Consider the following 21595-nt stretch of genomic DNA (forward strand, 5'->3'; position numbering starts at 1 on the left):
GGAATCGGGCTGACTCGCGCACGAGGAACTTGCTAACGCTGGTGCTGACAACACCTGAGTGTGGACTGTGCACAGGGTGAACAGGCAGGTCAGCGGTCAGATCTCGACGCCCGTGGACATGCTCAGCTTCAGTCGTAATGAATAGGACGTCGGTTCGATTCCGACAGGTGGCTCACCTGTGACAAGGGCGTCTCTCCCTCGGAGAGGCGCCTATCGTCGTTCTGGTTCATTTTTGGTCTTGTTCACTGTCGGAGGGCGTAAGGCCCATAGTTCCATGGGCGACGTTGCGCAATCAGTGGTGCTTCTCGGCTGAGGCGGGTGGGGTCTACGCAGGCATCACGTGGTGTCTGGTGTGCCCGTGCCTGACCATCCGAGCGCCGTATATGGAAGGTCGTGGCCGTTGTCCAAAGCCGTCCCCAAGTGGCCGCTGACGAAGACGCTTAGGGAAATCCTGGCAGACTCCATCGCTTCGAGCGCCTCTCTCGGATGATGTCCGTTAACGCGTCCTCGTCACTCCGAAGCGATCAGGTCACGCCCCGTACGGCCTCGGTGGTCGTCCCAAACGTGGTCTCGTCCCGATCCGCGTCGGCCGGGCGGACGACCTTGACCGCTCGCAGAGGTATCGCTCAGTGCCGGTCAGTAGCGCTGCCCGTCGTAAGGTCGTTGGCCGATATGTGCACCGTACGGGGACGCCTGTCCGGGATAGGGCGGTAGGCGCGTGAAGTGGGTGGCCGATGAGCGGCTCCACAACAATGCGACGCTGATCAGCCCGATGACCACGGTTACCAGATCCATCAGCACCGCCGCTACATTGACCGCGGTCACCTTGCCGCTGCTGCTCATGAAGAAACCGATAGTGCTGAACACGCTGGCGAAGGCGACGATGGACAAGACGGTTCCAGTGATCCGGGCCCAATTCCGTCCGGCTCGGAACTTGACGGCGATCCAGGTCCATACCCCGGCCTCAGCAAGGGTTCCCACGCCGCCAACGACCACGCCGGCGGTCGTGCCCACGCCGGCGCCGACACCCACGGCCATCAGCACACGCATGACGGCATCAACCACCACCATGGCGGCGCCCACCAGCGACAAGGCGAATGCGGCACGCACACTCGGCGGGAGGGCGACAGGACCCGGCGCCGGGAAAGAGCGTGGCGGGGTGTTGGGCCACGGGGGCCCGGTGTGGCGTTTCGTGTGGATGGCCGACGTTGTACTGACACCTGGTACCGGCCCGGCCGTGGGTGTCGCGGGCTGAGGCCACGGCGGGGACGGGGTGTCGGTGGTCTGGCGGCATTCTTGGATGACTTCGGCAGGGGTGGGGCGCCGTCTGGGGTCTTTGCTCAGGCAGGCGGCGGTGATGGTGCGGATCGGTTCGGGGCAGCCGTCGAGGTTGGGTTCTTGTTCCACGATCCTGCGGATCACGATCGGTGCTGATCCGCCGCCGAAGGCCAGTTCGCCGGTGACGGCGAAGTTGGCCACGAGGCCAAGTGCGAAGACGTCGGCCGCGGGGGTGACTGTCTTCCCGTCGATGTATTCCGGTGCCATGTAGGCGGGTGTGCCGGGTTGGATTCCGGTGCCAGTGATCGACGTGACATCGACGGCGCGTGCGATGCCGAAGTCGATGACTTTGGGACCCTCGGCGGTGAGGATGATGTTGGAGGGCTTGAGGTCACGGTGGATCACACCGGCGGCGTGGATGGACTGCAAGGCTTCGGCCACTTTGGCGACGAGACTCAGCGTCGCCTCGACCGAGAGAGGTCCGTGTTCGGTGACCGCGTACTGCAGCGAAGGGCCGGGAATGTAGGCGGTGGCCAGCCATGGTTCGCCGGCCTGGATGTCGGCGTCGATCACCGGGGCGGTGTAGAGCCCCTGCACCCGCCTGGCCGTGGTCACCTCGAATTCGAAACGTTTCCGAAAAGCCGGGTCGGCCGCGTACTCCCGGTGTACGACCTTGACCGCCACCGCACTGCCGGCCAGCGTATGAGCCAAATAGACGCGGCCCATCCCGCCCTCGCCCAAGACCGCGTCCAGCCGATAAGGCCCCACCTCGGTCGGGTCACCCGCCCCAAGCCCACGGCGTGGCGGTGGCGCGGTCGGCCACCCCACCTGCCCGATGGCGGGCGGTACCTCAGACGGGCTGTGGGGTGGCTGCGACATGCGGCTGTTTACCTCGCATCGTCCGGTCAGCTCAGGAAGCGCCGCAAAAGGGATGAGCGGCACCGCTGTGCACCAATGTACAGATGAGCACCTACCGATGCCTGGGATCATGCGGCGATATTCACACCGAAGAGATCACCCGCCGGGATGCGAGAGACTGCGGGCATGGTGCGGGCACGTGGGTACGGTTTTGGACAAACACGTAGGTCAGGACGATGGTAAAGGCCTCTTCCGGTCGCGGAAGGGACCTTTTGCTGCCGAGTGGGTGACCGGCTGGGTGACTACGCCAGGTACCCAGGCGCCGATGGGAAGACGTCCCAGGCAACGCGGGACGGATCATCTACGGCGATCCAACCTCCAGTTGGAGGAGGAAGTCCTCCTTCGGCTTCCGCGAAATCGTGATCCGTACGGTGGCCCCGGGTCCGGCTTTGGTCCGGACGGCGAAGATGCAACTCGCGCCGTCCGGCGTGATCTGAGCCGGGAACACTGCGGCCACCGAACGGTTCGTCTGCAGCCAGGTGCGGATGTAGGTGATCTGTGTGGACTGCAATCTCGCGCCCTGGCCGCAGAACATCCGGCACCCCGAGAACGTCCGGCGTACCCGGCTGGCTTTGAGTTTCTGCTCGTCTTTCAAGGTGAACCCGGAGGGCGCTCCCAGGGCCGCGGCGACGCGCTTGTTGGCATCGTAGGTGGGGTCCTGACGGGCGTAGACGAGCGCCGCACCGGCCCCTATGAGGATGAGCACTGCCGCGGCGGCCACCGCGATCAGTACGGCCGGTCTGCGCCGTGCCAGGATCGGCGCAGGATGCGGAGGAACCGGTGGGGCGTAATACGCATGTGGTGGTGGCTCGGTTGCCGTCACCGCGGCGGGTGCGGGCGGGGAGAGCGGCGGCGGGGCGGGGGTGATGCGGGTCAGCATCGCGCGGAGGTCGTCGGCGGTCGGACGTCGCGCCGGGTCTTTGCGGAGGAGGGCGCTGATGACTGGCGCGAGCGGACCCGCGGCGGTCATCGGTGCCGGATCGTCGGTGGCGACGGCGACCAGGACGGCTCCGGTGGTCGCGCCCTCGAACGGAGGACGGCCCTCGACGGCCGTGTACAAAGTCGCTCCCAGCGCCCACAGGTCGCAGGCGCCGGTGACGGTCTGGCCGCGGACCTGTTCGGGGGCCATGAACGCGGGCGTGCCCAGCAGTGCGCCCGAGCGGGTGAGAGTGGCTTCTCCGTCGACCACGGCGATGCCGAAGTCGGTCAGCAGGACGCGGTCGCCTTCCAGGAGCACGTTGGCCGGTTTGAGGTCCCGGTGAACGATCCCTGCCCGATGTGCGGCGGTCAGCGCCTCCAGGATCTGCAGGCCGAGGGCGGCGGCGCGGTCCGGTGAGATCGGCCCCTGCTCGGCGAGCGTCATGGCCAGGGAGCGGCCGGGCACCAACTCCATGATGATCCACGGCTGCCCGTCGTCGCCGATGACCAGGTCGTGGACGCCGACGATGCCGGGGTGGCGCAGCCGGGCGGCCGCGCGTGCCTCCCGGTCCAGGCGCGCCGTCCACGTGGCGCGCTGCTCGCTGTCCAGGTCGTCGGGCAACCGCAGTTCCTTGACGGCCACCTGCCGGCCGAGCCGCTCATCGTGCGCACGCCAGACCGTGCCCATGCCGCCCCGCCCCAGCGGTTCGATCAGCCGGTACCTTCCCAGCAGCACACGCCCAAGATCCTCAGCCACGTCAGGAACGTAGACCAACCACCGGCGCGTCCTCAAACAAACATTTCAGTCCCTATGCGGGCTGGGCCTGGGCCGATGGTGGGGGGCGGTAGCGTCGCCTCCCCGCAGGTGCCCTGACCGAGAGGTTTCTTCGGCTCCTCAGTCCGGCTGGCCGGATATCGCGGCCAGCAGCCCCTCGAAATCCTCCGAGCACGGCCCGCACGCGCGCAGGTGCGCGGCGATACCCGGGTAGCGCTGTTCTGCCCCAGCGTCCTGCGCCACCAGCTCGACGTAGGCGTGGAGGAGGGCCATTGCCTCGTCGCACCCCACGTCGCGTGGGTCGGTGTGCAGGAAGCGCTCCAGTTCAGCCCAGCCGTTCATGAGCGCCTCGCCAGGTCGTTGTCCACATGACCGTACGCGGTGGCCAACAGCGCGTCGGCCGCATCCTGCTCCGCCCCGCCACTGGTGAGCGTCCGCAGCCACTCCCTTGACTCAACGTCGGCGGAGGCGCGGGTGGCCGACATCTCATCCACGGCGCGCTCCGGCGTCGCCCATGTCTTTCATGGTAGCCACGACCCGCGAGCGGAGGATCCGCAGGTAAGACGCCGCGCGGCGGCGTCGCCAACAGGACATGACCAACTCGCTGGACGGCAGTACCCCCATCGGGAGGGAGAGAACCAGAGATGTGCCGTGTCAAGGTCCGGCGTCCGCGCCGCCGACCTCCATCTGCGTACGCCGTCAAGTCACACGCTTCCGTACTGATCCGGAGCGGCGGTCGTCGATCGATTGACCCCTGAGCGATCAAGCTCCATGGCGAGAGGAATCATCATGGCGAACGTGTCAGGTATTCCGGCATCACTGGAACGAGCCGGCAGTCGGATCTCGGTAGCCGGTCGGCTGGTGAGCCGATATGGACTGGTCGTGGTCCTGGCGTGGATCGGTGCGGGCAAGTACGTCAAAATGGAAAGCCGAGTACTGATTGAGCACAGCCCCCTGCTGAGCTGGATTTACGATTTCCTCAGTTATGGGACGGTTGCAAATTTGCTGGGCAGTATGGAAATCATCGCCGCGGCGTTGATCGCAGTTCACCGGCTCTGGCCCAGGGTCTCTGCCATAGGCAGCGCTCTCGCGGTCGTACTGTTCCTGGGAACGCTGAGCTTCCTGTTCACCACCCCAGGGGTCATAGACACCTTCGCCGACGGGTTCCCAGTACTGTCGGCTCAGCCCGGGCAGTTCCTCCTCAAGGACCTCGTGTTGATCGGCGTGGCGCTATGGACCCTGGGCGACTCACTTGAGGCCGCCCGGAGGGCGCATGCCGCCGGTTCCACGCCGTGTTCGTCCGGGCGTGTGTACCAGGATGAGTGACCGACCAGGCGACAGTGGATGCGCACGTCCACCGACGCAGAGACGATCCCGGGTAGACCGTCCGATCAACGGGCGTTCCCTGCCGCCGTCGTCACTCCGCGGTGTCGTGCTGGTGTGGCCGGGTGGTCCGGGCCGGTGGCCGGAGCAGCATCCACCGGTGGCCGAACGGGTCGACGATCACTGAGCCGCGGCCGTAGGGCTGGTCGGTCGGCTCCCGCTCCACCGAGGCGCCGTTGCTCCGGGCCCGTTCGGTCGTGGCGTCGACGTCGTCGACCTCCAGGTGGAGTGTGTGGCTGAACGTCGTGGGGGATTCGGGGGCACGTACGGGCACGTCGGGCCAGAGATCGGAGGGTTCGGCGAACATCAGCACCGCGTCGCCGATGCCCACCTCGGCGTGGCCGATGGTGCCGTCCGCGTTGACGTAGAGCTCGCCCCGGCGCTGGGCGCCGAATACCTCGACGTACCAGTCCATGGCGCGCCGGGCGTCGGACACGACGATGTAGGGGGTCAGCGCCGGCGGCCGGGCGGGCTCGTGCTCGACCGGGGTCGTGGCGGTCTGCTGGGACATGGTTCCTCCTGGGTGTGCGAGGACCTCGCGGGTCAGCCGCTGCCGCAGGCGCCCGGCGAAGTCGGGGTCCGGATCGACCGGCGTGATGGGCTCGCGCAGAGCCTCGAACGGATCCGTCATCGCGAGCCCTCCTCTCCCTCGTAGATCCGGCGGAACGCGGCACGGGCCCGTACCAGCAGTGCCTCGGTGGCGTGCACGGTACGGTCCAGGTGCTGGGCCACCTCGGGCACCGGTAGTCCGTCGAGGTAGCGCAGGGTGAGCGCGGCCCGGTGGTGCGCGCCGAGACGGTCGAGCACCTCGCGGGCCCGGATCCGGTCGACGGTCGTGTCCCACGGGTCGTCGACGCGCGCCGGCTCGGCGTCCAGCAGGCGCAACCCGCGTTGCTCCCGCTCGACCCGCCGCCAGTGGTCGGCGAGCTTGTGCCGGGCGACCCCGATCAGCCACGGGATCGACGGATCGGGCGCGCCCGGCTTGCGGACCGCGTGCACGGCGGCCAGGAACGACTCGGCCGTGAGGTCCTCGGCCAGGCCGGTGTCGCCGCAGCGGGCCAGCAGGTAGCCATAGACGTGCGGCAGCGCATCGTCGTACAGCTTCAGCAGCCCGAACGCCGGGTCGGGCCGCACCTGCGGGTGCGTCACACTTTCATCGTCGTTCGTGCGGCCGACGCTCCGACGGGCCAGTGCCGAACTTTTTGCGGACGGCGACGATCTGTATTCGGGTCGAAACGTGACCGGCCGTGCCGCGGGGCCGCGTAACCCGGGATGGATGCCCGATATTCACCACGAGCTTGCCGCGGTCGGCTTCACAGACATTATTGTCTCTCTATCTGACCGCGCGGGATTACCCAGTGAGAGCAGGCGATGGAAGCACCAGACGTCTCCGCGAGGATCAATGAAGCCGTTCAGCGGGCGCAGCTTGGTGCTCATCGGGCGACCTATCCGGCGGCGCTGATGTCTCCGGGGCGGTTGAAGGCGGGCGGCGTGGTGGCGGGCGTGGCGGTGCTGGTGGCGCTGCTCGGCCTGGCCACGGGCATCATCTTCCTCACGATCCTTGGGTTGATCTTCGCGGTCGTCTTCGGCATCCGGTTCGGGCGGCTGGCGCTGATGAACCGGCAGAAGGAAGGCCAGCAACTCCTGTTCTTCGATCAGGGGCTGGTCTGCGTCGGCGTCGGCGGGCAGGTCCACGTACGGCGGTGGGACTCCACCACCGTCTACCAGAACACGGTCAGGCACTACCGCAACGGCGTCTATGTCCGCACCAGCTACTCGTACCGGCTGATCGACCCCTCCGGCCAGACCCTCGGGCTCGCCGGCGGGTTCCATCGGCCCGAAGAATGGGGTCAGGCCATTCAGCAGGCCGTGACCGACGCCCAGCTTCCGCGCGCCGTCGCCACGATTCAGGGCGGAGGGGCGCTGACGTTCGGCGACATCTCCCTCAACAGGGACACGGTGTGGGCCTCGGGGAAGTCCGTCCCGTGGGCGCGGATCCAGGAGATCAAGGTCAAGGACGGCCGCGTCTCACTGCGCGTCGAAGGCAAGTGGCTGGCGCTGACCACGACCATGGTGCGGTCGATCCCCAACTTCTTCGTCTTCTACGCCCTGGCCGAACGCCTGCGCCCGTCCGCCGCCGGCATGAACTAGCGCCGCCCACGGCGGGAACGCCACCGGGCCCGAGCGGCGCCGCCGGACGGCCGCCGGTCCGTTCCGCCACGGGCTCAGCCGGGCGCCGGGCCGTCGTCGAGGGGGCGTTGCACTGCGTCCAGCGCCGCGAACAGGTCCTCGAAGGTCCGGAGCGACCCGACCGCGGCCTCGTACTCGGCGATGCGGCCCCGGTACGCGGCGATGATCGTCTCCCACTCGCGCCGCAGGTCACCCGGGGCGATGACCAGGAGCGAGTCGTACATCCCGCACTCACAGCCGACGGTGAGGTCGACGAGGACGTCTCCGGGTTCGAGCACCGAGGAGGGCGTGGGGCGGTGTTCGCCGCGCAGCGCGTCGACGAGCCGACTCTGGGAGCCGCCCACGCCGAACACGTTCAGGCTGCCGGTGACATCCCGGAGGATCTCGGAGGTGAGGGAGTTCAACTCACCCAGATGCCGGACGGGGAAGAGAGCGGCCTCGTGCTCGTGCGCCCGCTGCCACGGAGTCGCGGCGGGCCCGAGCGAGACCCTGGGGACGGCGAACCCCTGGTCGCGGTCCGGCCACGCGAGTTCGTCGGCCTCGATCCGGTACTCCCAGGAGACCAGGTCGAAATCCTGCCGCCGCAGATGGCGGATCGCGGCGTCGCGGTCCCAGGTCGGGATCGCGAAACGACGCCGTCTCGCGGTGAAGGCCCCGGCCAGTCCGGTGTAGACGGCGACCTCCTCCCGGTTCCAGTTGTTCACGCCGTACCGGAGAAAGGGATTGCGGGCCGGATCCGGGGAGTACTCCAGCTCGTGCAGGCCGGACCAGTGGACTTCGACCACGCCTTCCCCGAACTCCGACAGCAGCCGCGCCGTCGTGACGCCGTCCGCGTACGCGAGTTCGAAGTCCAGCCGCGCCATGCCCGACAGGGTAGATCGACCGGACCGTCGGCCGTCAGGGCCTCGGCATGCCTCCGTGCGGACTCTCGACGACCAGCGGAACCGAGCCGGCCGCCAGGTACGGATGGCCGGGGAAGTGGTCGACGTGCAGGTGGCCGCCGTCCTCCATGGCGGCCATGTCACGGAGGTTGTCGGCGAGCACGGCACGCGCCTCGGCGTCACCGTCGATCAGCAGAGTGCTCTGTGAGACGTCGACCCGGACGCCCGGACCGGCCGTGCCGACGACCCGTACGGCCGTAACCGCGCGGCCTTCCGGCGACGTGGGGGAGCAGGCGAACGATCCCTCGCCTGCGGCCACCGCGGCCGCGAGCCGCGTGAGCTCGGCCGCCGTCGCGACGAGACACAGTTCGCGGCTGTTCGGATAGGACAGGATCTCCATCGGCGTTCCTCGGTTGGGGTCCGTGGCGATCGCGCCGGCGGGTCGGGCGCGTGCCGATCCTGCCGTCGTCGGAGGGGTCCTCTACGCTCACCCGCCATGGACCCCTCCGAAACGCCTACCGGCAGCGGGCTGTTCCGGCATACGGCGCGGGAGCGTACGTGGGAACCCGCCGCGCCCATCGACCGGGACTCCGCGGAGGCCGTCGAGCGGCACATCCAGCGGCACTTCGGGAAGATCGCCTTCGTGTGGCACGAGATGATCTCAGACCTCGTCCACATCGACGTGCACGTGGTCGAGCCGACCCCCGAGCGGCCGTTCTTCACCCTCGTCACCTCCGGCATGAGCGACCTGCCCATGACGGTGCCGGATGGCGTCGGCCCGTATGCCGAGCTTCTCATCTGCCTGCCCCCGGACTGGCCCTTCAGCGCCGACGGCCAGAACGAGGACGAGAAGGCGTACTGGCCGATCCGGCTGCTGAAGATGGTGGCGCGCCTGCCGCACGAGTACGACACGTGGATCGGGGTCTGGCACTCGGTGCCCAACGGCGATCCGGCCGAACCGTACGCGGACGGTACCCCGTTCGCCGGTGTCCTCGTCGCGCCGATGATCAATCATCCCGAGGAGGCGCGCACCATCACGACCGCGGAGGGGAGGCAGATCTCGCTGCTCGCCCTCGTACCGCTGCACCCCGCCGAGATCGATCTGAAGGTGACCGAGGGCACCCAGGCGCTGCTCGACGCGTTCGACCGGATCACGGTGAACGAGCTGTTCGACCCGGCGCGGCCGAGCAGCGTCTAGGCGAGGAGTTCGCGCAGGGCCCTGGCGACCTCGGCAGGGGCCTCCTCGGCCATGAAGTGGCCGTACGTCACGGAGGAGTGTCGCAGGTCGGAAGCCCAGGCGCGCCAGAGGGCGACCGCGTCGTAGCCCAGGGCCGCGCCCCAGTCCTGCTGGAGCACGGTCACCGGCATCTCCAGCCGCCGCCCGGCCGCGCGGTCGTCCGCGTCGTGCCGTACGTCGATGCCGGCGGAGGCGCGGTAGTCGGCGACGATGGAGACTACGGCGGCACGGCAGGCGTCCAGGTACGCGGCGCGGACGTCGGCGGGGATCGCCGTACGGTCCAGGGCCCAGATGTCGAGGAAGTGGCCGAAGAACGCGTCCGCGCTCGCGGCGATCATCTGCTCCGGCAGACCGGGCGGCTGGGCCATCAGGAACAGGTGGAAGCCCACCGCGGCCGTCGTGCCGTGCATGACCTCCCACATGTCCAGCGTCGGCAGGACGTCCAGGCAGGCCAGGTGGGAGATCGCGTCGGGATGGTCCAGGCCCGCGCGGAACGCGACCAGGGCGCCCCGATCGTGCCCGGCGAGCGCGAAACGTTCGTGTCCCAGGGCCCGGGCCAGGGCGACGACGTCGGCGGCCATCGTGCGTTTCGCGTACGTCATCTCGTCGTCGGCGGCCGGCTTGTCGCTCGCCCCGTACCCGCGCAGGTCGGGGCAGATCACCGTGTGGTCCGCGGCGAGGTCCGTCGCGACGTGCCGCCACATCAGGTGGGTCTGCGGGAAGCCGTGCAGCAGCACGATGGGGCTGCCGGTGCCGCCGACGGCGGTGTTCAGGGACACGCCGTCGGCGACGGGGACGCGGCGGTAGTCGAAGCCGGGGATGGCAGGCGGCATGGTGCCGTCCTTTCCGTACGGTGGAGGAACGAGAACACCAGGCAGCCTGCCGGGCGCGAATGAGCATCCGGTCAGCGCGACGGAAGAGGGGATGGGGCGGGTGCGGTTCGGGGTGCTGGGGCCGGTGGCGGCGTGGGACGCCGACGGGGCCGCGGTCGACCTGAAGGGGCCGCGGCACCGCGCGGTGCTGGCCCGGCTGATCATCGCTCGCCGCCGCGTCGTTCCGGTCTCCCGCCTGGTCGACGACCTGTGGATCGATCCGCCCGACGGTGCGGTGAGCGCCGTACGGACCTTCGTCGGGGCGCTGCGCCGCGCGCTGGAGCCGGGGCGACCGCCTCGCGCGCCCGCCCGGCTGCTGGTCACCGAGGGACCCGGGTACGCGCTGCGGGCCGATGACGTGGACGCCTGGCGCTTCGAGCGGGCCGTCGCCGCCAAGCGAGCGCCGGAGGAGACCCTCACCCGGCTGACCGAGGCGCTCGGATGGTGGCGCGGACCCGCGTACGCGGAGTTCACCGACCAGGACTGGGCACGGGCGGAGCGGACCCGGCTGACGGAGCTGCGGCTGCACGCGGTCGAACGCCAGGCGGAGGCGCGGCTCGCCCTCGGTGTCGCCGGCGAGGCCGTGCCCGACCTGGACGCGCACGTGGCCGAACACCCGTGGCGCGAGGAGGGCTGGCGGCTGCTCGCCCTCGCCCTGTACCGGACCGGCCGCCAGGCGGACGCCCTCGCGGTGCTGCGCCGTGCGCGGGAGACCTTGGCGGACGGGCTCGGGCTGGATCCGGGCCCCGGCCTGCGCCGCCTGGAGGCCGACATCCTCACCCAGGATCGGCGCCTCGACACGCCGGTGACCGCGGCGGCCCGGCTGTGGACCGACGCGACCGCCGCCTATGACCGTACGGTCGCGGCGGGCGCCCGCGCCCGGATCGAGTCCACCGTCGGGCTGATGCGGAACCTCGCGGTGACCGGGGGCGGCGGTCTGGAGGCGGCCCGGACGCACCGCATGGCGGCGATCGCCGCGGCCGAGGAGTTCGGCGACCCGGCACTCACCGCGCGGGTGATCGGCGCGTACGACGTTCCGGCGATCTGGACGCGCAGCGACGACCCGCGGCAGGCGGCGGAGATCGTCGCGGCGGCCGAGCGTACGCTCGCCGCCCTGCCCGCGGACGCGCCGGCGGCGCGCGCCCGCCTGCTGGCCACCGTCGCGCTGGAGATGCGCGGCACCCGCTCCCCGCGGGGCCCGGAGGCCGCACGCGAGGCGGAGGCGCTCGCTCGCCGCCTGGACGACCCGGCGCTGCTGGCGTTCGCGCTCAACGGCACGTTCATGCAGTCCTGTACGCGGGCGGGGCTCGCCCGGAGCAGGGACGCGATCGGCGTCGAGCTGGTCGAACTGGCCGCGCGGCACGGACTAGTGACCTACGAGGTGCTCGGGCATCTGATCCGGATCCAGGCACGCGCCGCGCTGGCCGACTTCGCGACGGCCGATGAGCACGCGACCGCCGTGGACCGCCTGGCCGCGCGGCACGAGTTGCCCCTCGTCGGGGTGTTCACGCAGTGGTACGCGGCGCTGCGGCCGGCCGCCGAGGGCCGGGCGTCGGCCGAGGACGCCTACCGCGCCGCCGCCGTACGCCTGGAGGGCGCGGGGATGCCCGGCGTCGAGCAGGGGCTGCTGCCGCTGGCGCTGCTGTGCCTGCGGCTCGGCCCGGAAGCCGAGGTCGACCCCGACGCGGACTGGGGACCGTACCGGCCGTGGGTCGAGCCCCTCGCCCTGCTGCGGTCGGGACGCCGCGCCGACGCCCGTGCGGCACTGCGCGCGCTGGACGAACCCCCTGCGGACCTGACGTACGATGCGCTGTGCTGCCTGGAGGCCGAGGCCGCGCTCGAACTCGGCGACCGGGCGGTGCTGGAGCGGACCTACCTACGCCTCCGGCCGGCCGCGGGCGAACTCGCGGGCGCGGGCACGGGCCTGTTCACCGCCGGTCCGGTCGATCGCTGGCTCGACGCGATCTCCGCCGCGCTGCGCGGCTGAGAGGGAACCCGGCCGGGGCGACGGCTTCCGGTCTCATCGGTCGATCATGCGGATGCCATGGTCGCCGTATCGGGCTCCTTGGGCTCCGGTGGTGGGGATGGCGGCGTCGATGGCACTGAGGTCGGCCGCGGTCAGGTGCAGGTCGAGGGCGGCCAGGTTGTCGCGCAGGTGGGGGCGGCGTGAGCTGCCGGGGATGGGGATGACGTCGCTGCCGCGGGTGAGGAGCCAGGCGAGGGCGACTTGGGCGGAGGTGGCGCCCTTGGCGGCGGCGAGTCGGGTGATGGCGTCGACGATGGCCAGATTGGCCTTGAGGTCGTCGCCGTTGTAGCGGGGGGCGGTGGCGCGGAAGTCGCCGCGGTCGTAGCGGGTGGTGGCGCGGACGGCTCCGGTGAGCAGGCCGCGGCCGAGTGGGCTGTAGGCGATCAGGGCGGCGCCGAGGTCCCGGAGCGTGGGCAAGATGTCGTTTTCGACATGGCGTTCCCACAGCGAGTACTCGGTCTGGACGGCGCTGATCGGGTGGATGGCGTGGGCGCGGCGGAGGGTGGCGGCGGAGACTTCGGACAGGCCGATGCGGCCCACTTTGCCCTGGGCGACCAGGTCGGCCAGGGCGCCGACCGATTCCTCGACGGGGACGGCGGGGTCGATGCGGGCGAGGTAGTACACGTCGATGTGGTCGGTGCGAAGCCGGCGCAGGGACGCCTCGCAGGCGCGGCGCAGATCGTCGGGTGAGCCGGCGGAGACCAGGCCTTCGGCGGTGCGCCGGACGCCCGTCTTGGTGGCCAACACGACGCGGTCGCGGTGCGGGGCGAGGGTCTGGCCGAGAAGTTCCTCGTTCGCGCCGTCGCCGTAGAAGTCGCCGGTATCGAAGAGGGTGACGCCAGACTCGAGGGCTTCCAGCAGGGTGGCCGCAGCCTCGTGCGGATCGGCGGGGCCGTAGGTGCCGGTCATGCTCATGCAGCCGAGGCCGAGCCGGGAGACTTCGGGGCCGACGGGCTTGAGAGTGGTGGTGTGCATCGTTTCCTCCGTCATACTTCCAGGGCCGCGCGGAGGAACTCGAGGATTTCCGCCTGGGCGACCTCGGCCTGTGGTTCCACGCCTGGCAGGGCGAGGAACGCGTGCCGCGCTTCCGGATACTCGGTGAGCCGCACGGATGTCCCGGCCGCCCGCAGGCGCTCGGCGTAGTGGCGGCCGTGATCGGCGAGCGCGTCCTGGGTCGGCACCACGAGCAGCGCGGGGGAGAGCCCGCTCAGGTCGTCCGCGTACAGCGGCGAGAATGCGCGGGCGTCGGTTCCCGGCGGGACGGCGAGCCGCCGCAACAACCGCAGCTGCGGCATGGCGCGGGTCGGGCTGTATGCGTACTCGGTCATCGAGGGATAGTCGTGCATCGTCTCGGTCACCTCGACTGCGGGGTTGACCAGCACCTGCGCCTTGAGCCGCACGCCGGCCTCCCGGGCCCGGATGGCCGTCAGGGCGCAGATCAGCGCGCCGAAGCTCTCCCCGAAGACAGCCGTGCGCGTCGGGTCGATGCCCCACTGCTCGGCATGCCGCATCACGTGCTGGAGTACATCCCAGCCGTCGTCGGCGGCGTTTGGGAGCGGGTTGTCCGGGGCGACGAGGCGGTGCTCGACCGAGACGACGAGCGCGGGCAGCCGGGCGGCGAGGCGACTGTTGGTCCAGTCGCACTGCACCGCCGTGCCCACGAAACCGCCTCCGTGCACATGGACCACGAGTGGCAGGTCGTCGGTCCGGGCGGCGGCCTCGCCGTCGCCCGTCGACACCGGCCGGTACACCCGGACCGGAAGGTCGCGGCCCGGCAGCGCGACGTCCCGCCACTCAATCGTGGCCCCAGGGTCCGGATCCCCGAGGATCGCCCGCGCCGCGTTGGACGCCCGCCAGCCGTTCTCCGCAGCGCGGTAGGCGATCAGTTCCTCTGTCGTTATCGCCGAGAAGTCCGGCTCCGGCGGCCGCTCCACAGCAGCGGTCTCGCTCATGTCTTCATCTCTCCTTCTCTGTCTTCCCTCTCCCGGCCGGGCTTCTCAGCCAGCATGTCGTCCTATTATGCACGCAGTGCGTGCAACGGCAAGTGCATAGGATAGTTTGAGCCCGGACGAGAGGGGCGAGATGGCAGGCCGAAGGCGTTGGTCTACAGAGGAGATCCTGAACACCGCGGCGGATTTGCTGCGCACGAACGACGCCGAGTCGTTCAGCGTGCGCAAGCTCGCCGCAGTGCTCGGGACCGACTCCTCCAGCCTCTACCGGCACTTCCGCAACAAAACCGAGCTGCTGCGCGCGGTCGCCGACCGGATCCTCGCGGCCGCGATGGACGGCTACCGCCCCGCGGACGACTGGAAGCAGCGCATCACCGCCACAGCCCTGCGCCTGCGAGAGGCCTTCGGCCAGCACCCCCAACTCGCCGCGATCTGGGGACGCTACGGGTCCGGCGGCACCGGTTCCCGGCTGGTCATGGAGGAGGTGCTACAGGCTCTGCGGGCCTCGGGCCTGCCCGATGAGGAGATTCCGCCTCGCTACCACCGGATCGTGATCCTCCTCGTCGCGCTGATCGCCTCCGAGGCCGGTGTCGGCACCCTCACCCCCGGCGAGTACGAACAGGGCATGGAGCAGTTCCGTGTCGCGGTCCTCGGCGCCGACCCCGACCGCTTCCCCGCCCTGGCCCACTTCGCCCGCGAGATCCGCCCCATCGGGGCCGACCGCCGCGCCGCATTCGAAGAGATCCTCGCCGCCCACCTCGCCCGGATCGAGGCCGCGATTCCCTGACGCGCCCTGCTCGGCCTTCTGGTGGCGCCGCGGCCCACCGGGGTGTACGGCGTCTCATCAATGACTCAGGAAAAATTTGGTTGCCTCGCCGAGACGAGTCCTTAAGATGGAGAACTAGAAAGCACGGACAAGGAAGGAGCACACGATGACGTACGAACCCGGCGCCAAGGCGGCCGAGTGTCCGTGTGCTTCTCCGAGTGACGCGGACGAGCCCGAACGGACCTCTGGATAGCGACGTTCAGTCCTGATTCAGAGGCCGCCGGAGGAGACGTCCCCAGCGGTCTTTTCTTATCTCTTCATGCCCTCATGCGGGCACGGATATTGACAACTCCACAGCGGAGAACATCGGCTCGTGAGACACCCGCTCACGAGCACTTGGGCCGATGGTGAAACGGAATCATGCCTCGCTTGCACCGAGGAGTTCCTGGGTTCGAATCCCGGTTGGTCCACGAGTCGCCGCCCGTCGCGGCGACATTCGACGGAACGTAGCCCAGCTTGGTAGGGCGCCGCCCCCGGGAGGCGGAGGTCGCAGGTTCGAATCCTGCCGTTCCGACGTGAGCGCCGTAAGCATAACGGGTGATGCACCGGGCTCTTACCCCGGGTAACAGAGTTCGAGTCTCTGACGGCGTACTCAGGAGAGGTGCCAGAGTCAGGCTTATCGGGCACTCCTGCTAAGGGTGTGAGGCCATTCGCCTCCGTGGGTTCGAATCCCACCCTCTCCGCGTTGAGGAAGGCGTCCGGCTGGACGAGGAGCGCTCCCGGAAAGGGCGTCGGCGGTGGAAACGCCGTCTCGGGGTTCGAGTCCCCGGCCTTCCGCCGCACGGCCGGTATTCGCCGGGCCGTGTTTCCTGCCCCGTTGGTCGACGCAGGTGAAGACACCGGACTCTCAATCCGGAGATCGCGGGTTCGAATCCCGCACGGGGTGCGCTGGGCGCAGTAGGCAAATCGGGTACAGCCGCCGGACCTTCACTCCGGTGTTTGCGGGTTCGAGTCCCGTCTGCGCTGCGTTGGAAGAACGTCGCGTTGAAAGAACAAAGAACAGGGTCGTGCGGAGCAGTGGAGTGCTCACCTGCCTGTCACGCAGGGGACCGCGGGTTCGAGTCCCGTCACGACCGCCACGCCGGGCCACCGCGGTTCCGGCGTACGCAGGGCGCGGTTCTCGCGGGTGCGGGCGACGGTTTGCAACGCCGATCGGGATCCGGGTTCGACTCCCGGCCGCGTCTCCGGAAGGGCCCGATGTTCTCCGCTGTGGAGCCGTTCATCGCGAGTAGCCTCGACGGCAGCGGGTCACGGGACCCTGGTCGCGCCGAGGAGAGCATGATGAGCAGCTCATCTGTCCCGCCGTACCGGCTGAACCCGGCCGGCGGCAGCCCGCACGCCGACAACGCCCGGCTGCTCGCGCACGGTCCCGTCGCCCCGGTGCTGCTCCCCGGGCAGGTCGAGGGCATGGCGGTGCTCGGGCACGAGGCGCTGAAGGACTTCCTCTCCCGAGCCGACGTCGCCAAGGACGCCCGGCACTTCGCCGCGCTGCGCGACGGCCGGATCGACGCCGGCTGGCCGCTACGGACCTTCGCCACGGTACGGGGCATGACCACGGCCGACGGCGCCGACCACCGGCGGCTCCGCTCGCTGGTGAGCAAGGCGTTCACGGCCCGGCGGGTGGAGCTGCTGCGTCCGCGGGTCGAGGCGATGACGGCCGGCCTGCTCGACGGTCTCGAGCGCGCCGCCGAAGACGGAGTCGTCGACCTGATCCGGCACTTCGCGCTGCCGCTGCCGATCGGGGTCATCGGCGAGCTGCTCGGGATCGACGACGAGTATCGCGACACGCTGCACCGCCTGTCCGACCGGGTGGTGGCCACGGACGCCGGCCCGGAGGAGGTCATGACCGCCAACCGGGAGATGGCGGCCCTCCTGGGCGCGGTCGCCGCCGCCCGCGCGGAGCGACCCGGCGACGACCTCACCAGCGCGCTGATCGCCACGCGCGACGAGGGCGGCGACCGGCTCAGCCAGGAAGAGCTCATCGGCACCCTGCTCCTGATGGTCGTCGCCGGGCACGAGACGACGCTGGCCCTGATCGCCAACGCGGTCCGCGCCCTGTGCGCTCACCGGGACCAGCTCGACCTGGTCACGAGCGGCGAGGCGGGCTGGTCCGACGCGGTCGAGGAGACCCTGCGCTGGGACGCGCCCGTCAGCTTCTTCCCCTTCCGCTACGCGGTCCGCGACCTGACGGTCGACGGCACGGTGATTCCCCAGGGCACTCCCGTCCTGGCGGGCTATTCGGCCGCGGGTCGCGACCCGGCCGCGCACGGCCCGGACGCCGATCGCTTCGATGTGACCCGGCCCCGCCGCCCGGACGCCGTGCGGCATCTCTCCCTGGGACACGGCGCGCACTTCTGCCTCGGCGCCCCGTTGGCCCGCATGGAGGCCACGATCGCGCTGGAGCGGCTGTTCACCCGCTTCCCGCACCTCGACGTGGTCGGCACGGATCTTCCCTACCGCTCCAGTTTCGTGGGCAACAGCGTGCGCGCCCTTCCGGTACGCCTGTGAGCCCTCCCGCCTGCTCAGGCCAGGTGAGAGGCCTCGCGGGCGGCCATGACCTTGCCGACGTTCGCCTCGGCCCAGTCGATGACGGCCCGGATCGGGGTCTGCAGGGACATGCCGAGCGGGGTCAGGGTGTACTCCACGCGCGGCGGGACCTCGGCGAACACCTCGCGGGTGACGAGGCCGTCGCGCTCCATCGCGCGCAGAGTCTGGGTGAGGACCTTCGGGGTCACACCGCCGGCCGTCCGGCGCAGCTCGGTGAACCGCCGTGGCCCGTCGCGCAGGGCGATCACGACCAGCACGGTCCACCGGTCGCCGATGCGGTCGAGCACCAGCCGCGTGGGGCAGTTCGGGTCGAAGGCGTCTCCCCGCTCGATGGTATCCATCAGGTATCAATAGCACTTTGAAGTAACCGATATCCAGTGGATACCGTCGCGTTCCTGACGGAAGACATCCAGGGAAGGGCGACGTCATGAGGATTCTGCTGATCGGCGCCACCGGCATGATCGGGAGCCGGATCGCCGCCGAGGCGCGTGGGCGGGGGCACACGGTCACCGGCGTCACGCGCAGCGGTGCCGACGGCACCACGGCCGGTGACGCCAATGACGCTCCGGCGATCGCCGCGCTCGCCGCGGGCCACGACGCGGTCGTGCTCTCGGTCACGCCCGGCGAGGACGGGATGCTCGGCACCGGGCGCGCGGTGTTCGAGGCGCTGCGCACCGCGGGCGTACGCCGGCTGGTGGTCGTCGGGGGAGCGGGCAGTCTGGAGGTCGCGCCCGGCGTGCGGCTCGTGGACGGCCCCGACTTCCCTCCCGCCTGGAAGGACGGGGCGCTGGCGCAGGCCGCGCTGCTGGACCTGATGCGTGCGGAGGCCGGAGACCTCGACTGGACCTATGTGTCCCCGGCGGCCGAGATCGCGCCCGGCGAGCGTACGGGGAACCACCGCCGGGGCGGCGACACGCTGCTCACCGACGCCGAGGGCCGGAGCCGGATCAGCGCGGAGGACTACGCGGACGGGCTCGTGACCGAACTGGAGAAGGGTGAGGCGGTCCGCCGCCGCATCACCTTCGCGTACTGAGGAAGACGCGCGACGGCCCGGCGGCGCGAGGCCGCCGGGCCGTCGTGGCGTGTCCGCGGCAGCGTCAGTGACGCGCCGCCTCGAACTGGTCGATGATCTTGCCGAGCTGGGCGAACTTCTCGGTATAGGCCACCGGGTGCGCGCCCGGGGCCGTCGGCGGACGGTTCGGGTCCTGGTACTGGTCACCGAGGTTGGAGAACATCGCGATGATGTAGGTCCGGCCGCCCCTGCCGGGCAGCGCCTTCACGATGCCCGCGTCCGAGGCCGAGTTGCCCACCAGACCGGTCTTGTGGCCGTACGTCACCTGGGCGGCCAGGTTGCACGGCCGTACGTCACGGCCGTACGCGTCGCCGCCGACCGTGGTCGTGCCGTCGGCCGCGATCCACCGCGAGGCGGTGAGCTGGGGGATGCCCGGCGCAGGGTAGTCCGCGCCGCACCAGCTCGTGGTCGACAGCACGTCGTTGTACCCCTGCTGGAGCAACTCGCTCTTGAAGAACTGCCGCGAGGACGGGCTCAGGGCGTCGGCGGTGACCGGCGTCCCGTTCGGCGTGGTCCACAGCCGCCCCCGCGCCCCATTGATGATCATGAGGAGCTTGGCGGTGTCCAGCGAGGTCATGGTCACCGGGTTGGACCAGTGCCCGCCGTTCTCCGGGTTGGTCTCCTTCAGCTGCATCGTCTCCAGGCCCAGGTCCTGGAACGTCTGGTTGAGCCCGTCGACCGCATTGTGATCCCAGAGCAGCTTGACCAGCGCGCACGACGCGGCGTTGGACGACCAGGTGATCGAGGCGTCGATGTAGTCGCGGATCGTGTCGCTCGTGGCGTCGCCGCAGAGCGAGCTGATCGTTGTCGGCTGGTAGGCGTAGGTGTCGTCGAGCTTGACCGTGCCCTGGTCGACGAGCCGGAGCACGCCGAAGACGACCATCAGCTTCAGCACGGACGCGGGATAGGGCTCCATGAAGTCGAGCGGAGCGTTCTCCCGGCCCGGGACGATGTCGATGGTGCCCTGGGCGTGATTGGTGTACCAACCGGCGTCATCCCATTGACGCCAGCGAACGGCGTCGGTGTGGTAATTCGCGTCCACCGGCACGACGATTCCGTGCGGATACTGCGGGCTCATCAGCACGGTTCCGGAGGAAACCGGCCGGCCATGTGAGTCGAGTTCGATGACGGTCGTGTCGATCTGCGGCTGCTGGACGATCGGCTGCGGGTCCGTCGCGAGTGCGGCGAAACGCTTCGCGCGCTGCGCGGGTGTGGCCGCGTCCTTGTCCACCGACTGCGCCGTCATGGCGCGGGCCTGCGCCGACGCCGTCGGCGGCGCCAGATCGAGGACCTGCTCGAAGTGCAGCTGGTCCATGGTCTGCTGCAGCTTCTGGGCGATGCCGCCCGCGGAGCGGTCCGGTTGTCCGGCGGCCTGCGCCGGCTCGACGAGCGTACCCAGCAATGCCGTCGCCGCGGCCATGCCGACGAAAGCGCGAGTACCGATTCCCCTGATTTTCACAATGCGACCTTAGCCGGGGTAAAGGCTTCGAGCGTGGCAATTGCCGAACGAGGCGCGGAGCGCAGGGACAATCCGAGAATTGCGCAGGGCCGACGATGTCGCGCGCCGTGCCGGCGGTCCGGAGCCGACGTCCCTTATCCGCCCGGCTCGCCCTCGCCGCCGGCGTCGGTGAGGCGGTCGGCGATCCGTACGAGCATGGCGCGCTCGGGCTCGCCGAGCCGGTCGATGAGGTACTCGCGCACGGCGGCGGCGTGTACGGGCCGCGCCCGCGCCAGCAGGTCACGGCCGTCCGGGGTGAGCACGACGACCACGCCGGTCGGCCCCTTCTCCCGGTGGACGATGCCTCGTGCGGCCATCCGCGTCAGCTGGTGGGACATGCGGCTCTTCGCCCAGCCCAGCGCGTCGGCCAGCGCCTGCTGCCCGAGCCGGCCCTCGCCCAGCTCCTCGAGCCGGGACAGGAGGCCGTACTCCGAGCCCGACAGACCGGTGACGGCGGTCAGCTCCGCGCCGACGCGGCGCGTGACGTGGTGGCCCAGGGTCTTGCACGCCTGCCACACCTGGAGCTCGTCGGGTCTGAGCGGGTCCACGCGACCCAGCCTAGTTGTCACGACAACCCTCCGCGGGCGATCGGATCGGCGCGGTGCCCGCGCCGTACGGTGGGAGGAACACGAGCGGAAAGAGTCTCGGGAAGCATGTCGAGGACCCGCACTCCGCTCCGACTGATCGGTGAGAGGCGGCCGAGGGAGGCCGTCGCGAGACCAGCGAGGAGCGAAGACCCATGAAGTACATGATCATGATCTACAACCGCCCGCGGTTCCTGGAGGACCTCTCCGAGGCCGAGCGCACGGAGCTGTTCGGCGAGGTCGACGCGATCATCAAGGAGCTCACCGAGTCCGGCGAGCTGCTCGGCACCGAGGCGCTGGCCGAGCCGGCCGCCACCAAGACCGTACGCGTGCGCGACGGCGTCCCGGCGATCACCGACGGGCCGTTCATCGAGGCCAAGGAGCAGTTCGCCGGCTACCTGCTGGTCGACCTGACGAGCGAGGAACGCGCCCTCGACATCGCGGCGCGCTGGCCGGACGCCAAGCTGTTCGCGATGGAGGTCCGCCAGGTCATCTGACGGACAGCGGAAAAACCGGGTCGCGGACGGGAACAAACGCATCCGCCCCTCTTGTTACACTCGACGTGGCCGGTGCGTCTGGTGTCCCCCGGGCCTAACCATTGCCTTCACGGAATACCGTTCGGCTGGAGCCGTGTTGTGCCT

22 protein-coding genes and 8 tRNA genes are annotated in these 21595 nt (G+C 70.0%); 16 read left to right on the forward strand and 14 right to left on the reverse strand.

Going from position 1 to position 21595, the window contains the following annotated elements:
- Positions 1-636: 636 nt before the first annotated feature.
- The 4 genes from ABEA10_RS36750 to ABEA10_RS36765 all read right to left on the reverse strand — a co-directional run bounded on the left by ABEA10_RS36750 (position 637) and on the right by ABEA10_RS36765 (position 4383).
- Positions 637-2268 (reverse strand): serine/threonine-protein kinase, encoded by a 1632-nt coding sequence (locus tag ABEA10_RS36750; RefSeq protein WP_345471979.1) that lies wholly within the window; start codon positions 2266-2268, stop codon positions 637-639.
- Positions 2269-2497: 229 nt separating this feature from the next.
- Entirely contained in the window at positions 2498-3871 is a 1374-nt protein-coding gene (locus ABEA10_RS36755; RefSeq protein ID WP_345471981.1) for a serine/threonine-protein kinase, read from the reverse strand.
- A 138-nt stretch (positions 3872-4009) separates the two neighbouring features.
- Positions 4010-4231 carry a hypothetical protein gene (locus ABEA10_RS36760; protein WP_345471983.1) on the reverse strand — a complete coding sequence of 74 codons (222 nt, stop codon included), beginning with the start codon at positions 4229-4231 and terminating at the stop codon, positions 4010-4012.
- Entirely contained in the window at positions 4228-4383 is a 156-nt protein-coding gene (locus ABEA10_RS36765) for a hypothetical protein (protein WP_345471985.1), read from the reverse strand. Before ABEA10_RS36765 ends, ABEA10_RS36760 begins: the two co-directional genes overlap by 4 nt.
- A gap of 295 nt (positions 4384-4678) precedes the next feature.
- Between ABEA10_RS36765 and ABEA10_RS36770 the strand changes: the two genes are divergently transcribed.
- Positions 4679-5215: a YkgB family protein gene (locus tag ABEA10_RS36770; RefSeq protein ID WP_345471987.1), complete on the forward strand. Its 537-nt coding sequence runs from the start codon at positions 4679-4681 to the stop codon at positions 5213-5215.
- A 91-nt stretch (positions 5216-5306) separates the two neighbouring features.
- On the opposite strand, the gene ABEA10_RS36775 is transcribed toward ABEA10_RS36770, so the two are convergent.
- Both ABEA10_RS36775 and ABEA10_RS36780 read right to left on the reverse strand, forming a co-directional pair.
- Positions 5307-5903 (reverse strand): VOC family protein, encoded by a 597-nt coding sequence (locus ABEA10_RS36775; protein ID WP_345471989.1) that lies wholly within the window; start codon positions 5901-5903, stop codon positions 5307-5309.
- Positions 5900-6421, reverse strand: coding sequence for an RNA polymerase sigma factor (locus ABEA10_RS36780; protein ID WP_345471991.1), 522 nt, complete (start codon positions 6419-6421; stop codon positions 5900-5902). Before ABEA10_RS36780 ends, ABEA10_RS36775 begins: the two co-directional genes overlap by 4 nt.
- A 222-nt stretch (positions 6422-6643) precedes the next feature.
- Here ABEA10_RS36780 and ABEA10_RS36785 point away from each other — a divergent pair, with 222 nt between their 5' ends.
- Entirely contained in the window at positions 6644-7423 is a 780-nt protein-coding gene (locus ABEA10_RS36785; protein ID WP_345471993.1) for a DUF6585 family protein, read from the forward strand.
- 74 nt (positions 7424-7497) lie between these two features.
- Here the strand turns inward: ABEA10_RS36785 and ABEA10_RS36790 are convergent, their stop codons facing one another.
- Both ABEA10_RS36790 and ABEA10_RS36795 read right to left on the reverse strand, forming a co-directional pair.
- A complete protein-coding gene (locus ABEA10_RS36790; protein WP_345471995.1) occupies positions 7498-8325 on the reverse strand; it encodes a hypothetical protein in 828 nt (275 codons plus the stop codon).
- Positions 8326-8359: 34 nt separating this feature from the next.
- Complete coding sequence (locus tag ABEA10_RS36795) at positions 8360-8743, reverse strand: Imm32 family immunity protein (RefSeq protein ID WP_345471997.1); 384 nt, start codon at positions 8741-8743, stop codon at positions 8360-8362.
- 96 nt (positions 8744-8839) lie between these two features.
- Here ABEA10_RS36795 and ABEA10_RS36800 point away from each other — a divergent pair, with 96 nt between their 5' ends.
- A complete protein-coding gene (locus ABEA10_RS36800) occupies positions 8840-9541 on the forward strand; it encodes a suppressor of fused domain protein (protein ID WP_345471999.1) in 702 nt (233 codons plus the stop codon).
- Here the strand turns inward: ABEA10_RS36800 and ABEA10_RS36805 are convergent.
- Entirely contained in the window at positions 9538-10413 is an 876-nt protein-coding gene (locus ABEA10_RS36805) for an alpha/beta fold hydrolase (protein WP_345472001.1), read from the reverse strand. The genes ABEA10_RS36800 and ABEA10_RS36805 overlap by 4 nt on opposite strands.
- A 91-nt stretch (positions 10414-10504) precedes the next feature.
- Between ABEA10_RS36805 and ABEA10_RS36810 the strand changes: the two genes are divergently transcribed.
- The gene (locus ABEA10_RS36810) at positions 10505-12439 is read left to right on the forward strand and encodes an AfsR/SARP family transcriptional regulator (protein WP_345472002.1); all 1935 of its coding nucleotides are present in this window, start codon (positions 10505-10507) and stop codon (positions 12437-12439) included.
- Between the two features lie 33 nt (positions 12440-12472).
- Here ABEA10_RS36810 and ABEA10_RS36815 read toward each other — a convergent pair whose 3' ends face one another.
- Entirely contained in the window at positions 12473-13453 is a 981-nt protein-coding gene (locus ABEA10_RS36815; RefSeq protein WP_345472004.1) for an aldo/keto reductase, read from the reverse strand.
- Positions 13454-13464: 11 nt separating this feature from the next.
- Positions 13465-14430 (reverse strand): alpha/beta hydrolase, encoded by a 966-nt coding sequence (locus ABEA10_RS36820; RefSeq protein ID WP_345472005.1) that lies wholly within the window; start codon positions 14428-14430, stop codon positions 13465-13467.
- A 130-nt stretch (positions 14431-14560) separates the two neighbouring features.
- On the opposite strand from ABEA10_RS36820, the gene ABEA10_RS36825 reads away from it, so the two are divergent.
- From ABEA10_RS36825 to ABEA10_RS36870, 10 genes are all read left to right on the forward strand, one after another.
- On the forward strand, positions 14561-15214 hold the full coding sequence (locus ABEA10_RS36825) for a TetR/AcrR family transcriptional regulator (protein ID WP_345472006.1): 654 nt from the start codon (positions 14561-14563) through the stop codon (positions 15212-15214).
- Positions 15215-15591: 377 nt separating this feature from the next.
- Positions 15592-15663 (forward strand) — tRNA-Ala (locus ABEA10_RS36830).
- A gap of 30 nt (positions 15664-15693) precedes the next feature.
- Positions 15694-15767 (forward strand) — tRNA-Pro (locus tag ABEA10_RS36835).
- A gap of 5 nt (positions 15768-15772) precedes the next feature.
- A tRNA-Lys gene (locus ABEA10_RS36840) sits at positions 15773-15844 on the forward strand.
- A gap of 4 nt (positions 15845-15848) precedes the next feature.
- Positions 15849-15936, forward strand: a tRNA-Ser gene (locus tag ABEA10_RS36845).
- A gap of 128 nt (positions 15937-16064) precedes the next feature.
- Positions 16065-16139: transfer RNA gene (locus ABEA10_RS36850), tRNA-Glu, on the forward strand.
- Between the two features lie 5 nt (positions 16140-16144).
- A tRNA-Glu gene (locus ABEA10_RS36855) sits at positions 16145-16219 on the forward strand.
- A gap of 37 nt (positions 16220-16256) precedes the next feature.
- Positions 16257-16332: transfer RNA gene (locus ABEA10_RS36860), tRNA-Asp, on the forward strand.
- Between the two features lie 31 nt (positions 16333-16363).
- Positions 16364-16437 (forward strand) — tRNA-Cys (locus ABEA10_RS36865).
- Between the two features lie 97 nt (positions 16438-16534).
- A complete protein-coding gene (locus ABEA10_RS36870) occupies positions 16535-17761 on the forward strand; it encodes a cytochrome P450 family protein (protein ID WP_345472008.1) in 1227 nt (408 codons plus the stop codon).
- Between the two features lie 14 nt (positions 17762-17775).
- Here ABEA10_RS36870 and ABEA10_RS36875 read toward each other — a convergent pair whose 3' ends face one another.
- Positions 17776-18141, reverse strand: a complete 366-nt coding sequence (locus ABEA10_RS36875; protein WP_345472010.1) for a winged helix-turn-helix transcriptional regulator — start codon at positions 18139-18141, stop codon at positions 17776-17778.
- 86 nt (positions 18142-18227) lie between these two features.
- Between ABEA10_RS36875 and ABEA10_RS36880 the strand changes: the two genes are divergently transcribed.
- Complete coding sequence (locus tag ABEA10_RS36880; protein ID WP_345472012.1) at positions 18228-18833, forward strand: NAD(P)-dependent oxidoreductase; 606 nt, start codon at positions 18228-18230, stop codon at positions 18831-18833.
- 64 nt (positions 18834-18897) lie between these two features.
- On the opposite strand, the gene ABEA10_RS36885 is transcribed toward ABEA10_RS36880, so the two are convergent.
- Positions 18898-20331 carry a serine hydrolase gene (locus tag ABEA10_RS36885; protein ID WP_345472014.1) on the reverse strand — a complete coding sequence of 478 codons (1434 nt, stop codon included), beginning with the start codon at positions 20329-20331 and terminating at the stop codon, positions 18898-18900.
- A 134-nt stretch (positions 20332-20465) separates the two neighbouring features.
- The gene (locus ABEA10_RS36890) at positions 20466-20918 is read right to left on the reverse strand and encodes a MarR family winged helix-turn-helix transcriptional regulator (protein WP_345472015.1); all 453 of its coding nucleotides are present in this window, start codon (positions 20916-20918) and stop codon (positions 20466-20468) included.
- Positions 20919-21109: 191 nt separating this feature from the next.
- Here ABEA10_RS36890 and ABEA10_RS36895 point away from each other — a divergent pair, with 191 nt between their 5' ends.
- Positions 21110-21451 (forward strand): YciI family protein, encoded by a 342-nt coding sequence (locus ABEA10_RS36895; protein ID WP_345472016.1) that lies wholly within the window; start codon positions 21110-21112, stop codon positions 21449-21451.
- Positions 21452-21595 lie beyond the last annotated feature (144 nt).

This window comes from Actinoallomurus oryzae (assembly GCF_039541955.1).
In the GTDB taxonomy this organism is placed as follows: domain Bacteria; phylum Actinomycetota; class Actinomycetes; order Streptosporangiales; family Streptosporangiaceae; genus Actinoallomurus; species Actinoallomurus oryzae.

Excerpts from the sequence above, each read along its gene's own strand:
- ABEA10_RS36825 (WP_345472006.1), top strand. The coding sequence starts at position 14,561 with ATGGCAGGCCGAAGGCGTTGGTCTACAGAGGAGATCCTGAACACCGCG.
- ABEA10_RS36775 (WP_345471989.1), bottom strand. The coding sequence starts at position 5,903 with ATGACGGATCCGTTCGAGGCTCTGCGCGAGCCCATCACGCCGGTCGAT.
- ABEA10_RS36805 (WP_345472001.1), bottom strand. The coding sequence starts at position 10,413 with ATGCCGCCTGCCATCCCCGGCTTCGACTACCGCCGCGTCCCCGTCGCC.
- ABEA10_RS36810 (WP_345472002.1), top strand. The coding sequence starts at position 10,505 with ATGGGGCGGGTGCGGTTCGGGGTGCTGGGGCCGGTGGCGGCGTGGGAC.
- ABEA10_RS36790 (WP_345471995.1), bottom strand. The coding sequence starts at position 8,325 with ATGGCGCGGCTGGACTTCGAACTCGCGTACGCGGACGGCGTCACGACG.
- ABEA10_RS36785 (WP_345471993.1), top strand. The coding sequence starts at position 6,644 with ATGGAAGCACCAGACGTCTCCGCGAGGATCAATGAAGCCGTTCAGCGG.
- ABEA10_RS36770 (WP_345471987.1), top strand. The coding sequence starts at position 4,679 with ATGGCGAACGTGTCAGGTATTCCGGCATCACTGGAACGAGCCGGCAGT.
- ABEA10_RS36750 (WP_345471979.1), bottom strand. The coding sequence starts at position 2,268 with ATGATCCCAGGCATCGGTAGGTGCTCATCTGTACATTGGTGCACAGCG.
- ABEA10_RS36800 (WP_345471999.1), top strand. The coding sequence starts at position 8,840 with ATGGACCCCTCCGAAACGCCTACCGGCAGCGGGCTGTTCCGGCATACG.
- ABEA10_RS36875 (WP_345472010.1), bottom strand. The coding sequence starts at position 18,141 with ATGGATACCATCGAGCGGGGAGACGCCTTCGACCCGAACTGCCCCACG.
- ABEA10_RS36880 (WP_345472012.1), top strand. The coding sequence starts at position 18,228 with ATGAGGATTCTGCTGATCGGCGCCACCGGCATGATCGGGAGCCGGATC.
- ABEA10_RS36820 (WP_345472005.1), bottom strand. The coding sequence starts at position 14,430 with ATGAGCGAGACCGCTGCTGTGGAGCGGCCGCCGGAGCCGGACTTCTCG.
- ABEA10_RS36895 (WP_345472016.1), top strand. The coding sequence starts at position 21,110 with ATGAAGTACATGATCATGATCTACAACCGCCCGCGGTTCCTGGAGGAC.
- ABEA10_RS36815 (WP_345472004.1), bottom strand. The coding sequence starts at position 13,453 with ATGCACACCACCACTCTCAAGCCCGTCGGCCCCGAAGTCTCCCGGCTC.
- ABEA10_RS36760 (WP_345471983.1), bottom strand. The coding sequence starts at position 4,231 with ATGAACGGCTGGGCTGAACTGGAGCGCTTCCTGCACACCGACCCACGC.
- ABEA10_RS36795 (WP_345471997.1), bottom strand. The coding sequence starts at position 8,743 with ATGGAGATCCTGTCCTATCCGAACAGCCGCGAACTGTGTCTCGTCGCG.
- ABEA10_RS36870 (WP_345472008.1), top strand. The coding sequence starts at position 16,535 with ATGAGCAGCTCATCTGTCCCGCCGTACCGGCTGAACCCGGCCGGCGGC.